The organism is Echinicola strongylocentroti (assembly GCF_003260975.1).
GTDB classification, from domain to species: Bacteria; Bacteroidota; Bacteroidia; order Cytophagales; family Cyclobacteriaceae; genus Echinicola; species Echinicola strongylocentroti.
This window is the reverse complement of the sequence record NZ_CP030041.1, coordinates 5,280,694-5,293,245: the sequence shown is the minus strand read 5'-3', so window position 1 is coordinate 5,293,245 and position 12,552 is coordinate 5,280,694. Positions and strand designations below refer to the sequence as shown.

Genomic DNA, 12,552 nt, shown 5'->3' with positions numbered 1-12,552 from the left:
TACCCTAACACTAATGGCCCTATGAATAAAAAAATGATACGAATAAAGGACATCGCCAAGCTAGCCGGTGTATCCGTGGGAACAGTGGACCGTGTGATTCACAAAAGAGGAAAGGTTTCTGAAAAAGCTAGGGAAAAGGTAGAATCAGTCCTTCAAGAAATAGATTATACGCCCAATCTACTCGCCAAAACCCTCGGCTCCAATAAGGTGTATACCATTGCCCTTCTGGTCCCACATCCGGGGCAAGACCCGTACTGGAAGCTTTCCATGACTGGACTGGACATCGCACAAAAAGAATGGAGACCCTACCACATGGAACTCCAGCCTTATTTCTTCGAGCTGGAAAACGCCAAGTCATTTACTGCAGCAGCTCAGCAGTTACTTAAAGACTCACCTGATGCCGTAGTGAGTGCACCGATCTTCTTACATGAGGCGGTTGATTTTTTTAAGCAACTTGACCAGCTTAGCATACCCTATGTCCACTTCAACACCATGATATCAGAAGTCTCCCCACTCTCCTTTATCGGTCAAGATTCCTATCAAAGTGGAAGGCTCGGCGCATCCCTACTCCACCTGCTGACCAAAGATCAAACGGGAAGTCCTGCTATTCTCCACATCCGGGAAAGTGTACAGCATTCCGTCCATTTCCGTGAAAAGGAAAGGGGTTTTAGGGATTTTTTCGGGGCTATGTCGCCTTCCCAAACTGTAACTGCAATAACTATAGAGGGAAATGACATGGACACTTTTGAGGAAAAACTCATCCGTGGCATCAAAAAACATGACATCAAAGGGCTGTTTATCCCCACCTCTTCTGGGGCTAAATTAACCGCAAATGCACTTGAAAAAAATGGCCTTCAGCACATCAGTATTGTGGGATACGACCTGCTCAAAGAAAATATCGACTTACTCAAAAACGATAAAATTAACTTTCTAATCCACCAAAACCCCAGCCGACAACTATTCCGAGGCATCCACCATTTGGCCAATCACCTCCTCTTTAAGAAAAGTGCCCCCTCCAAAGAGCTTTTTCCCTTGGAGGTGATTACTGCTGAAAACGTAGACTCCTATCTAGAAGCGGTCTTGCATTGAGGAGAAAAGATTTTCTGATTATACGCTTTATTGCCAGTAGGTTTTATTTCTCACGGAACACACAGAACTCCCAGAATGAAATAAGGTTTTTCTGAGATTTCCATGTTTTCTGTGAGCAACTATTTAATGTCCCTGTGATTACTGGTATCATTGCGGATAATCATAAAAGATTTTTTCGATTTTCTAAAACTATCCCGTCCTCTGGAGGAGTGATCAGAGATTGAGGCATCCGCCACGGATGGTGGTATCGAAAACAGCAGCGAAGCGACTTACTTTCATGAAGTAGTTTCCGACCCCAATGGATTGGCTAATGCATATTCCGGGTTAAAAATAGCTAAAGGTGCCTGATCGATTACTTGAGTCAGAGACTCAATTCGCCACCGTGCTGGGGCAGAGACCCAGCACAACCACAGGATTGAGGCATCCGCCGCGGGTGGTGGTATCGAAAACAGCAACGAAGCGACTTACTTACATGAAGTAGTTTCCGACCGCAATGGATTGGCTAATGCATATTCGGGGTTAAAAATAGCTAAGGGTATCTGATCGATTATTTGAGTCAGAGACTCAATTCTTCACAGTGCTGGGGCAGAGACCCAGCACAACCACAGGATTGAGGCATCCGCCGCGGATGGTGGTATCGAAAACAGCAGCGAAGCGACTTACTTTCATGAAGTAGTTTCCGACCCCAATGGATTGGCTAATGCATATTCCGGGTTAAAAATAGCTAAGGGTATCTGATCGATTATTTGAGTCAGAGACTCAATTCTTCACAGTGCTGGGGCAGAGACCCAGCACAACCACAGGATTGAGGTATCCGCCGCGGGTGGTGGTATCGAAAACAGCAGCGAAGCGACTTACTTTCATGAAGTAGTTTCCGACCCCAATGGATTGGCTAATGCATATTCCGGGTTAAAAATAGCTAAGGGTATCTGATCGATTATTTGAGTCAGAGACTCAATTCTTCACCGTGCTGGGGCAGAGACCCAGCGCAACCACAGGATTGAGGTATCCGCCGCGGGTGGTGGTATCGAAAACAGCAGCGAAGCAACTTACTTTCATGAAGTAGTTTCCGACCCCAATGGATTGGCTAATGCATATTCCGGGTTAAAAATAGCTAAGGGTATCTGATCGATTACTTGAGTCAGAGACTCAATTCTTCACCGTGCTGGGGCAGAGACCCAGCACAACCACAGGATTGAGGTATCCGCCACGGATGGTGGTATCGAAAACAGCAGCGAAGCGACTTATTTCATGAAGTAGTTTCCGACCCCAATGGATTGGCTAATGCATATTCCGGGTTAAAAATAGCTAAGGGTATCTGATCGATTACTTGAGTCAGAGACTCAATTCTTCACCGTGCTGGGGCAGAGACCCAGCACAACCACAGGATTGAGGCATCCGCCACGGATGGTGGTATCGAAAACAGCAGCGAAGCGACTTATTTCATGAAGTAGTTTCCGACCCCAATGGATTGGATAATGCATATTCAGAGTTAAAAATAGCTATGGGTATCTCATCGATTATTTGAGTCAGAGACGCAATTCTTCACCGTGCTGGGGCAGAGACCCAGCACAACCACAGAGTTCTCAACAGTTCTCAATACTCAAGTCTCACATCTCAAGTCTCATATCTCCATACTCCCCCCTATTACCATTTCTTACCTTTTTCCTTCAGCTGAAACGACCTCGATATATTAAACCCAAAATGGATATCCCCATCCCAGAAATTACCCGTCGTGGCGGGGATAAACCCCGTTTCGGTCATGGACTGGGCGTTGGTCAACTGAAGTTGGAAGACGTGCCCTCCTGTCTCGATATCGAAGCCTATGGCCAGGGAATTGTAGAAGCCATCATCTTCGTAGGGATTGACACGGTAATAATACTCCATGTTCAATGAGGTGCGCGGTGTCAGTTTCAGCCTTCCTCCTACCCCAAGGGCAAAGAGGTCATTCCTGTCCATCGCAGATGGCACGAGGTTTTGGTGGACATAGCTTGGCATCAGCTGTAGGAACAATCCTTCAGAAAATTTACGGGCGATCAACAACTGATTCGCATACGCCAATCGTCTTTCAAAGCTCATGGGAAGCTCAGGTCTTTTGAACGTGTTGACGGACATATTGGAATACCAAGTCATCGTTACAGGCATTTGCTTTTTCCCGCTTTGCTGTTTCAGCAGCTTATATTTCACGAATCCGTCGTAAACCTTCTGAAAAGAATTTCTTCCGACTCCTACCGTCAGGTTATCCGTAAAAGAATACGCTAATCCTAATCGGACATTGGCATCATCCAAGCCAAAGAAATTATACCCACCAGAATTGACCCTTCCGAATCGGTGGCTGATGATAAAATCTAAATTACCTGCTCCGCGTGTCTCTATCGTATGACCATTGATAAGGCGGGTTCCTTTAAATGTCCCATACGTGAGGTCCTCTATTGGTGAGGCTTCCTCTTCCAGTTGATCCAAAAGGCTATCCTGCCCGTAGGCACATCCTGCCATCAAGACCAAGTACCCAAAAACAGCTCCAAAACGAAATAAAAATCCCATGTCTTAATCTTCTTTAAATTCAAAATGTACCGTCACTTCTACCTCTTCGGCGATTTTTTGGAAAAGGATTTTGGGAATATCAATGTCGTGATCTTCCAGTTTGACAGGAAACACCGCATCCATAAACACCTTTCCTCCACGAACGATCAGTTTTCCATCGACATCCATCTGCTGCTCCACTCCATGGATCTTCATTTTGCCACTGGCCATCACCTGTTGCTCACCGCTTGCAGATAGATCATACCCGTCGATTTTGCCTTCAAATGTCCCCCTAGGGTATTTATCCGATTCCATAAAGTTTTCGTTGAAGTGCTCTTGCATCAATGACTTGGCAAATTGAAATCCCTTGATCTGCACCACAAATGCAAAATCCCCAGAATCAGCATTGAACACTCCAATGGCCTCTTTATTATCCGCCTTGATATCTTCCAGTGGAGCACTTGAAAAGAACCTCACAGCACATTTTTCTGTGCGGTAGGATTGGCCCTCTGCAGACAAACCAACTGTCCATACTAGCATTACGATCAAAAACACTCTCATAGCTTCCTCCTGTTTTAATTGTCTTGGGCTCCAGCTGATACCCAGCAAAATATCTTATCCTTCTCTCCTGCTGTCAGACTATGTCCAGAACCTGATGGTGGCATAAAACCACTTTGGGTGTAGGAATTAATAGTGGATGCATATTCGATGATATTTTGCTTGTCAGTAAAGTCTACCCTTCCTGTCCCTGACACATGACAGCCGGATGTCGCACAGTTACTGGTAATGATCGACTGCACATCGCCCGATAATGTGGATGACACATCTTCACACCTGTTTCCAGAAGGGTCCGGCTGAATATCATCTTCATTTTCACTACTACAGGACATCCCTGCAGCCAATAAAACCCCGATAATCATTAATCTTAGCTTGTTCATTGTCTCTTTGGTTTTGGTAAAAGTTCGTTCAATTTTGACCATAGCATTCCACCGAACTTCGCGCTGTTTTTTATTTTCAGCCTGGAAGTTCATCCTGATGCTATTTGAAATGTTTGTGGTTTATTTATCAGGAATCCTCACCAGCTGTATTTCAAGCCGATCATCACTCCTGCACTTTTAAGGTTGACATCACCTTCCCCAATCCCGCGCCAAGGTGTTTTATAATAAGGAGCGACCTGAAGCGACAACCTCTCTGACAAGTCTCTCTCATAACCTATACTGAGGTTGACAACGCTAAAAAGGTGATTGTTTTCACTTTTAATATCCAGCTCTTTATGAGTGGGATAACCATTAGCAGATTCATATTCTATATCATACTTTTCCCTCAGCATAAAATAGGACGATAAACCTGCACCAAGGTACCACCTGTCCAAATCTCGGCTGAATGCATAATACCGAACATCAGTGGACACATCAAACACATAACAGTCTCCTTTCAAGGCTACCTTGCCCGCACCATAATAGCCAAATGCACTGTAATCCTCTTCTCCCTGGTAGGTTTTGAATGCATACATAAAACCTACATTGACGCTCCATTTAGGGTGGATAAAATATTCGAGGACTAGGCCAGCACTGGTCCCTACTCCGTGGATATCTTTCCATTTTAGCGCACTGATATCGGGAGAAAGCAACCCTGCTACACTCCATCGGCGATCATGCCAAAATTCAGGTGATGACATTTTCTTCTCCTTCTGAGGCTCCCTAACATGGTTACTTTCTAATGGAAGAGCATACTTCCCATTATCAAGCATCCACTGTACCCCAAACTCTGGAACCGGAATATCCGCCACACCTCTAACCGGTGACAAAATAGCCTCCTTCATCAATCGTCCATTTTCATCCTGAATGGTGTTTTTGGGATTTCCCCCTTTCGCTTTAGATGTGCGATCCGCTGAAAATGCCCCATAACCGTCTCCATCACTTTCATCTTGACTACTGTTATTTACGGATTTACCGACCTTTCTAGATTGGTCTCCCTGCAATACTTTATCGGCATCTACCTGTTTCTTTCCACTTTCCTTATTGGTGGCGAGGGGTGCTTCAGCACTAATTTCCACTGTGCCAATTGACTCATTTTCAAAATCACCAAGACTCCAAGTCATCCATCCTCCGACCAACAACAGCAGTAGCAAGGGTCCCAGCCACATTCCTCCGCGCTTATACCAAGGTCTAGCGGCACCGTTAGCTGATGAAGAGGCAAGTTGCCGCTTCATTTTGTCCCAATCCTCAGGGACAAATGGGATGTCGGGCTGTTCAGATTGCTGCTTAAAGAAATCATCCAGCTCCTTATCGCTCATATTTCGCCAGTCCTTTTTCATGATTTCTTGTTAGTAGTTCCCTTAATTTTGCCCTTGCCCTGAAAAGGTTGGACTTAGATGTCCCTTCGGAAATCCCCAGCTTTTCGGCAATTTCATCGTGCCCATAACCTTCGATTACAAACAGGTTAAAAACCGTTCTATACACAGGTGACAATTGCTGGATCACTTGGATCATCTCTTGGTAATTCAGCTGAGCCACGGCATCCCCTTCATTCCCTTTCACCTGAATGGCGCTACCGAGCGTCTCCGTTTTATTACAATGCTTATTTTCGCGTTTGTAATGGTTGATTGCAGTATTGATCAGGATCCGCCTAAACCAACTCTTAAACGCTTGGTTTTGATCATATTGATGGATTTTGGTGAACACTTTCATAAAACTATCATGCAACACTTCCACCGCCTCTTCCCTGCTGGAAGTGTACCGTAAGCATACACTCATACCATAGCTGTAAAACTGCCGATAAAGCAGCTCTTGGGATTTTGTGTTATTTTCACAAAGTCCAGTTATGAGCGATTTGGATAGATCTTGATCCACTTTTTCGAAAAGGGTTGCGCCAGCCTATACAACACATGCTGGCTTCAGGTTGCGTGCTAAACTGAAAGTATTCAATAATTTACCAAAAAATCATGTTAGTTTACGGAGGGGCACGGATAATACCTAACCTACACGAAGTTTCCCTTCAATATACTTAATGCGTTTGCCCTGCCATTTATCCCCAAATTATCTTTTACCAATCGTTCAGTAAAGTCCCTCCTACCATTATTTGCAAATGGTCATCTCCGAAGCTCCCGCAGTCAGGTCAAAACCGCCCAATTCCGGACTTAAAAAATGTATCCCCAATCCTAATCCTCTAAAAATAAAAAGTACCCCTATCAAAACGGCAAAATAGGGCATCATCTTAAAGAGTCGCTGCCTCCACATCGGCGAAAAAACATCACTTCCGACCATCAATAGAAATAGCAACGGAAGTGTGCCAAGCCCAAAAGCCACCATGTACATGGCTCCTTGCCAAGGGTTTGACAAGGCCAACGAGGCCAATAACGCAATATATACCATACCACAAGGCAAAAAACCGTTCACCAGACCAGTCATAAAAAAGGCCGTAGTACCACCTTTTTTTAGCCAATAGCCCAAAGAGGATTTGACCTTGGCGACCAAGCCATACATGCCTCCACTGGCCAGTGCCCGCTCACTACGCTTATACAGCAAAGCGAAAATAATGATCACTCCTCCTAACAAAATAGATACCCACTGCTGGAGTCCTACCAGTTGGAAGCCCTGTCCGACAAAGCCTATCAAAAGCCCCAAGGCACCATAGGTAAGCGTCCTTCCCAAATTATACCAGAGCTTCCGCCACCAAAAACTTTTGGAATCAGCCGCTGAAACAGCGAGCGCAATAGGACCACACATCCCCAGGCAGTGGAATGATCCCAAAAAACCCAATATCAGCGCTGTCCAAATCATCAGAGTGTGATTTTCTTCTCTTCATAAAACGCCACACCGTCTTTCTCCCAAGCCAATTTCACTTTCCAATAACCGCTTTTCAGCTCACGAAGGCTTACAGATTGCTCTTTACCAGTATCAAATAACAGCGGTACCTTCTGGTCCAGTCGGGCATCAGAAGGCCTGAAGAGCCATAGAGTTCCTTTTGCTCCTTTTTCCAAGTGAACCATGATTTTCTTCTCGCCTACATCAAACGCCATCACTTCATGATCGAGCATTGCGGCATTGGAGGCTTTTTCTATTTGCTCTTGGTACTTGATTTCTTCCTCATAGTAATTGTTGGTTACCAAGTGGAGATCATCCTGCTTCATGCAGATGCCCACCATGGTAAATAGGAACGATACAAACACCACAAAAAACAATACTATTCCTGTTCCCCAGTTCATTTTTTCTTCAGTTAAATTTTCAATCTGGCAATGGAGCCATAAAATTGGTCGAAACCCTATCGATTTCTTTTCCATTTTGTAATAGCAAAAGGGTTACCTTCTCATTGATCTCATGGACATCCGCTCCTTGGATCACCAAGAAAAACCTACCTTCCAGTTTGGACTGCCCTTCCAAGATCCAGTTGCCCTCATCATTGGCCTCTAGATGAAATCGGTCATCTTCTGCTTTTATTTGTACGTGCTGTTCTTCGAACGTCTTATTGATGAAGGTCACTTCGTATAAATTGCTTATCTGGCCATCAGTACGCTCTTGGTAGGTCATCCCCCTAAAGCGCGTGATGGTGGCCGAAAGCTCCGTTCTCATCATCAATAGCCCCACAAATGCACCAATCAACAGCACCAATACTGCCGAATACCCCATTACCCTAGGCGTGATCAATTTCTGACGGCCTTCTACGATACTATTTTCGGAAGCATACCTGATCAGGCCTTTGGGGCGATGGACTTTTTCCATGACCTCGTCACAGGCATCCATACAGGCGGTGCAATTCACACATTCCATCTGGATACCGTTTCGGATATCGATTCCCGTGGGACAGACCTGCACACATAATGTACAGTCGACACAGTCCCCTTTTGGTGGGGCATCGGTTTGTTTCTTGTTGATCTTACCACGGGGCTCGCCCCTTACATAGTCATAGGTGACATTAATGGAATTGGTATCCAGCAACACCCCTTGGAGTCTACCGTACGGACATACCACTGTGCACACCTGTTCCCTAAACAGACTAAATACCAACATGAATACCCCCGCAAAAAACAGCAGCCCCATAAAACCCGCCAAGTTTTCACTTGGCGGGTGACTGACCGTCTCTAGGGTCTTTTCGATCCCTATCAAGTACGCCATGACGGTATGGGCAATGAGCAGCGATATCACTGAAAAGATCGCCATTTTTATCCCCTTTTTGGTTACCTTTTCCCTGTTCCAAGGCATGGCATTGAGTTTCCGTTGCTGATTGGCATCGCCTTCGATCCAGTATTCGATCTTGCGAAAAACCATCTCCATAAAAAGTGTTTGCGGACAGATCCATCCACAAAACACCCTCCCAAAGACAACGGTAAAGAGTATGACAAACACACACAAAATGAGCAGCAGAAAGAGCAAAATATAGGTATCCTGAGGCCAGAACACCTGACCAAAGATGACAAACTTCCGTTCAAAAACATTGAGAAGAAGGAAAGGCTCACCATCAATTTTCAGAAAAGGCCCAGCAAACAGGACACCCAACAATAGCCAAGAAAGCCAGGTTCTCCACCGATAGAAAAACCCCGTGACTTTTTTGGGAAAGATCCAGTTACGTCCACCATCGGACTTTACCGTGGACAACGAATCCCTAAAAGCTTCTTGGTCATGTTGCTGCTTTTCACTCATTGTGATTGGTTATTTTATGCGTCTTCTGTTTCGGAAGCTGTTTTCACCACGGCTGAGTCAGCCGCCGTTTCACCACCATCATCTCCTTCAGGAACATAAAGCTCACCTTGTGGTTCTTTAGGGTTGGCCGGAGTGGTACCTTTCAGTGACAGTATAAAATTAGATACCTGCATGATTTCCTCGGGACTGAGCTGGTCCTGCCAAGGAATCATTCCTTTGTCAGGCACTCCATATTTCACCGTCTTGAAGACATCCTTGATGCTTCCTCCATGTATCCAATATTGATCTGTGAAATTTGGTCCTACTCCTCCGCCACCATCGGCGGCATGGCAGGCCACACAGTTATTTTGGTACACTGTAGCACCAGCTATAAGGACAAACTCCGATTGGTCCATCTCTACGTTACTTTCATCAATAGAAGCCAAGGCCATCTCCTTGCGTTTTTCGGCCGCTATTTCCTCTGCTGCGAGCTGAGCTTGGTATTCTTCTTCGGGTGTCTTGCCCCATCCGATGGCTGAATAATTGATCAAATAGAAGATGGCAGCTATCGTAGAACCATAAAATAAATAGCTAAGCCAAGGAGGCATGAAATTATCCAACTCCCGAATGCCGTCATAATCATGACTCAGCATGATATCCTCTTCCTCCTCCACTGGCTTGAGTTTACCGGACACAAAACGCTCGTTGAAGCGCTCCCACCAGCTGGGTTGGTTGGCCAGTTCTGGATTCTCCTGTTTGAGAAGCGTCACGATAAAGGACATCAGGTAAATCATAAGTATGAGCAACATTACCAGCACGCCCAGCATCACCATAATCATCAGCAACAGCATCAGCTCACTGCTGTCCATGGTCCCCAAGGCCGCCCAAAAACTGGCTTCCTCTGCTTCTTGGGCAAAAGCTGTGGAAGAAGCTAATCCCATAATAGTGGTCAATAATGCTATTTTATTTCTTCTCATGGCTTTCTTCATTTTGGTGACCCTCATCCATTGGCAGGGATTTCATGTGCTCTATGTATTGCTTGTCCGTGCGCAATACCCACCATCCCATACCTACAAAGAAAAGTACAAAGACCAGTAGTGAAATGATGGGGTATACCTCTACGTTTTCGATCGAACTTAATATTTCCTTTTGCATAATTGTTTTGGTTTATTTTGCCTCGCTGGCCGATTCAGTAGGTGCATCCAGCTTTTTGATATCGGTACCCAATCGCTGTAAGTAAGCAATCAATGCCACGATTTCCGAATGGGGCATTACCTCAATATTCGCCTCCTTCAGCCCAGCCGTAATGGTATTGGCTTGCTGGTTCAGGTCCTCCATGGCGGGGCCTTCTGCGTATCCCTCCGGATAGGGCACACCTAGTTTTTGTAGTGTACGGATTTTGGCAGGTAGGTCCTCATGGTCCATCATCTCGGTGATCATCCAGTCATAGGCTGGCATCGTCGAACCAGGCGACATCGTTCGAGGATCCAGCATGTGGTGATAATGCCAGCTATCTGGATACTTACCTCCTACACGGTGCAGGTCGGGTCCCGTTCGTTTGGAGCCCCAAAGGAATGGTCGGTCATAGACAAATTCACCTGCTTTGGAATACTCCCCGTATCGCTCCGTTTCTGAACGGAATGGGCGGATCATTTGGGAATGACATCCTACACAACCATTTTTGATGTAAATGTCCCGTCCCTGCAGCTCTAGCGGCGTGTAAGGCTCCACACTTGAAATGGTTGGCACATTGGACTTGACCAGAATGGTCGGGATGATCTCTATGGCTCCTCCAATCAAAATGGCCACCGTCGCCAAAACAGTAAAGAAGATCGGTTTTCTCTCCCAGACATGGTGCCAGTACTCGCCTTTCTTGGCTACGGGCTTGGTCAGCGCGGGAGCTTCATCCGGTTCTTCGGCGATAAATGTACCCATCTTGGTCGTCTTCACTAGATTATAGATCATGATCAGCGTACCACTTAAATAAAGCACACCACCGAACGCCCTGAACATGTACATCGGCACTATCTCCAAGGTAGTTTCCAGGAAGTTGGGATAAGCCAATCTGCCCATCTCGTTAAATTCTTTCCACATCAAACTCTGTGTCAGCGCGGCCACATACATCGGCAGCGCATAGAACAGTATCCCTAGTGTACCTAGCCAAAAGTGGGCATTGGCCAGCTTGATGGAATATAGCTTGGTATTCCACATCCTCGGCCATAGCCAGTAGAGCATACCGAACGTCAGGAAACCATTCCAGCCCAACCCACCAATATGGACGTGCGCCACGATCCAGTCCGTGTAGTGGGCGATGGCATTGACGCTTTTGAGCGAAAGCAGGGGGCCTTCAAAAGTGGCCATCCCATAGGCGGTTACGGCCACCACCATAAACTTCAACACGGGATCTACCCGCACCTTGTCCCAAGCACCTCTCAAGGTCAGCAGTCCATTCACCATGCCGCCCCATGAAGGAGCTATCAGCATGATCGAGAAAGCCACACCAAGTACTTGCGCCCAGTTGGGCAATGCTGTATAGAGCAAGTGGTGCGGACCAGCCCAGATATAAATAAAGATCAGTGCCCAAAAGTGGATAATGGACAGTTTATATGAATAAATCGGTCTGTTAGCTGCCTTGGGCAAATAATAGTACATCAATCCCAGATAGGGAGTGGTCAGGAAAAAAGCCACAGCATTATGCCCGTACCACCACTGTACCAAAGCATCTTGAACGCCAGCATAGGCCGAATAACTCTTAAACAGGGAAACAGGCAGTTCAAGTGAATTGAAGATGTGCAGCACTGCTACTGTCACGAAAGACGCCAAGTAAAACCAAATGGCCACGTACATGTGACGTTCCCTTCGCTTGATCAAGGTACCGATCATATTGGCACCAAAAGCCACCCACACCACAGCAATGGCAATATCAATCGGCCATTCCAGTTCTGCATACTCTTTTGAGGTAGTCAGTCCTAGGGGAAGCGTTATCACTGCTGACAAGATGATCAGCTGCCATCCCCAGAAATTGACCCAGCTGAGGGTGTCGCTCCACATCCGGGCTTTGAGCAGCCGCGGCATGGAATAATACACCCCTGCAAAAATCGCATTGCCCACAAAGGCAAAGATCACCGCATTGGTGTGCAACGGACGTATCCTACCAAAAGTGGTGTATTGGTTTCCTAAATTGGCCTCAGGAAGAAAAAGCTGGGTGGCGGCCAAAATTCCAACCAGCATCCCGACTACGCCCCATATGATGGTGGCAGCTCCAAAGTACTTTACGATCTTATTGTCGTAACTGAACTTTTCCAGTAGTGGTTCTGACATA

General features: G+C 46.0%; 12 protein-coding genes. 1 reads left to right on the top strand and 11 read right to left on the bottom strand.

What is annotated here, in order from left to right:
* Nucleotides 1–33 precede the first annotated feature (33 nt).
* The gene (locus DN752_RS20850) at nucleotides 34–1,089 is read left to right on the top strand and encodes a LacI family DNA-binding transcriptional regulator (RefSeq protein WP_245949336.1); all 1,056 of its coding nucleotides are present in this window, start codon (nucleotides 34–36) and stop codon (nucleotides 1,087–1,089) included.
* 1,647 nt (nucleotides 1,090–2,736) lie between these two features.
* On the opposite strand, the gene DN752_RS20845 is transcribed toward DN752_RS20850, so the two are convergent.
* The 11 genes from DN752_RS20845 to ccoN all read right to left on the bottom strand — a co-directional run bounded on the left by DN752_RS20845 (nucleotide 2,737) and on the right by ccoN (nucleotide 12,551).
* Entirely contained in the window at nucleotides 2,737–3,633 is an 897-nt protein-coding gene (locus tag DN752_RS20845) for a DUF5777 family beta-barrel protein (protein WP_112785764.1), read from the bottom strand.
* Nucleotides 3,634–3,636: 3 nt separating this feature from the next.
* Nucleotides 3,637–4,173, bottom strand: a complete 537-nt coding sequence (locus DN752_RS20840; protein WP_112785763.1) for a YceI family protein — start codon at nucleotides 4,171–4,173, stop codon at nucleotides 3,637–3,639.
* 14 nt (nucleotides 4,174–4,187) lie between these two features.
* Nucleotides 4,188–4,550 carry a 2-polyprenyl-6-methoxyphenol hydroxylase gene (locus DN752_RS20835; RefSeq protein WP_112786644.1) on the bottom strand — a complete coding sequence of 121 codons (363 nt, stop codon included), beginning with the start codon at nucleotides 4,548–4,550 and terminating at the stop codon, nucleotides 4,188–4,190.
* 137 nt (nucleotides 4,551–4,687) lie between these two features.
* Complete coding sequence (locus DN752_RS20830) at nucleotides 4,688–5,929, bottom strand: porin family protein (RefSeq protein WP_112785762.1); 1,242 nt, start codon at nucleotides 5,927–5,929, stop codon at nucleotides 4,688–4,690.
* Nucleotides 5,898–6,464 carry an RNA polymerase sigma factor gene (locus tag DN752_RS20825; protein WP_112785761.1) on the bottom strand — a complete coding sequence of 189 codons (567 nt, stop codon included), beginning with the start codon at nucleotides 6,462–6,464 and terminating at the stop codon, nucleotides 5,898–5,900. The genes DN752_RS20830 and DN752_RS20825 overlap by 32 nt, the downstream gene beginning before the upstream one ends.
* Before the next feature lie 225 nt (nucleotides 6,465–6,689).
* Entirely contained in the window at nucleotides 6,690–7,394 is a 705-nt protein-coding gene (locus DN752_RS20820; protein ID WP_112785760.1) for a sulfite exporter TauE/SafE family protein, read from the bottom strand.
* The gene (locus DN752_RS20815; protein ID WP_112785759.1) at nucleotides 7,394–7,819 is read right to left on the bottom strand and encodes a FixH family protein; all 426 of its coding nucleotides are present in this window, start codon (nucleotides 7,817–7,819) and stop codon (nucleotides 7,394–7,396) included. Before DN752_RS20815 ends, DN752_RS20820 begins: the two co-directional genes overlap by 1 nt.
* Nucleotides 7,820–7,838: 19 nt before the next feature.
* The gene (gene ccoG, locus DN752_RS20810; protein ID WP_112785758.1) at nucleotides 7,839–9,251 is read right to left on the bottom strand and encodes a cytochrome c oxidase accessory protein CcoG; all 1,413 of its coding nucleotides are present in this window, start codon (nucleotides 9,249–9,251) and stop codon (nucleotides 7,839–7,841) included.
* A gap of 14 nt (nucleotides 9,252–9,265) precedes the next feature.
* Nucleotides 9,266–10,207 carry a cbb3-type cytochrome c oxidase N-terminal domain-containing protein gene (locus tag DN752_RS20805; RefSeq protein ID WP_112785757.1) on the bottom strand — a complete coding sequence of 314 codons (942 nt, stop codon included), beginning with the start codon at nucleotides 10,205–10,207 and terminating at the stop codon, nucleotides 9,266–9,268.
* A complete protein-coding gene (locus DN752_RS20800) occupies nucleotides 10,194–10,385 on the bottom strand; it encodes a cbb3-type cytochrome c oxidase subunit 3 (protein ID WP_112785756.1) in 192 nt (63 codons plus the stop codon). The genes DN752_RS20805 and DN752_RS20800 overlap by 14 nt, the downstream gene beginning before the upstream one ends.
* 12 nt (nucleotides 10,386–10,397) lie before the next feature.
* Nucleotides 10,398–12,551, bottom strand: a complete 2,154-nt coding sequence (gene ccoN, locus DN752_RS20795) for a cytochrome-c oxidase, cbb3-type subunit I (protein ID WP_112785755.1) — start codon at nucleotides 12,549–12,551, stop codon at nucleotides 10,398–10,400.
* Nucleotide 12,552: the final 1 nt, after the last annotated feature.

Bases quoted from the DNA above. Each gene is read 5' to 3' on its own strand.
- DN752_RS20815 (WP_112785759.1), bottom strand. From the start codon at position 7,819: ATGAACTGGGGAACAGGAATAGTATTGTTTTTTGTGGTGTTTGTATCG.
- ccoN (WP_112785755.1), bottom strand. From the start codon at position 12,551: ATGTCAGAACCACTACTGGAAAAGTTCAGTTACGACAATAAGATCGTA.
- DN752_RS20840 (WP_112785763.1), bottom strand. From the start codon at position 4,173: ATGAGAGTGTTTTTGATCGTAATGCTAGTATGGACAGTTGGTTTGTCT.
- DN752_RS20800 (WP_112785756.1), bottom strand. From the start codon at position 10,385: ATGCAAAAGGAAATATTAAGTTCGATCGAAAACGTAGAGGTATACCCC.
- DN752_RS20850 (WP_245949336.1), top strand. From the start codon at position 34: ATGATACGAATAAAGGACATCGCCAAGCTAGCCGGTGTATCCGTGGGA.
- DN752_RS20845 (WP_112785764.1), bottom strand. From the start codon at position 3,633: ATGGGATTTTTATTTCGTTTTGGAGCTGTTTTTGGGTACTTGGTCTTG.
- DN752_RS20820 (WP_112785760.1), bottom strand. From the start codon at position 7,394: ATGATTTGGACAGCGCTGATATTGGGTTTTTTGGGATCATTCCACTGC.
- ccoG (WP_112785758.1), bottom strand. From the start codon at position 9,251: ATGAGTGAAAAGCAGCAACATGACCAAGAAGCTTTTAGGGATTCGTTG.
- DN752_RS20830 (WP_112785762.1), bottom strand. From the start codon at position 5,929: ATGAAAAAGGACTGGCGAAATATGAGCGATAAGGAGCTGGATGATTTC.
- DN752_RS20805 (WP_112785757.1), bottom strand. From the start codon at position 10,207: ATGAGAAGAAATAAAATAGCATTATTGACCACTATTATGGGATTAGCT.
- DN752_RS20835 (WP_112786644.1), bottom strand. From the start codon at position 4,550: ATGAACAAGCTAAGATTAATGATTATCGGGGTTTTATTGGCTGCAGGG.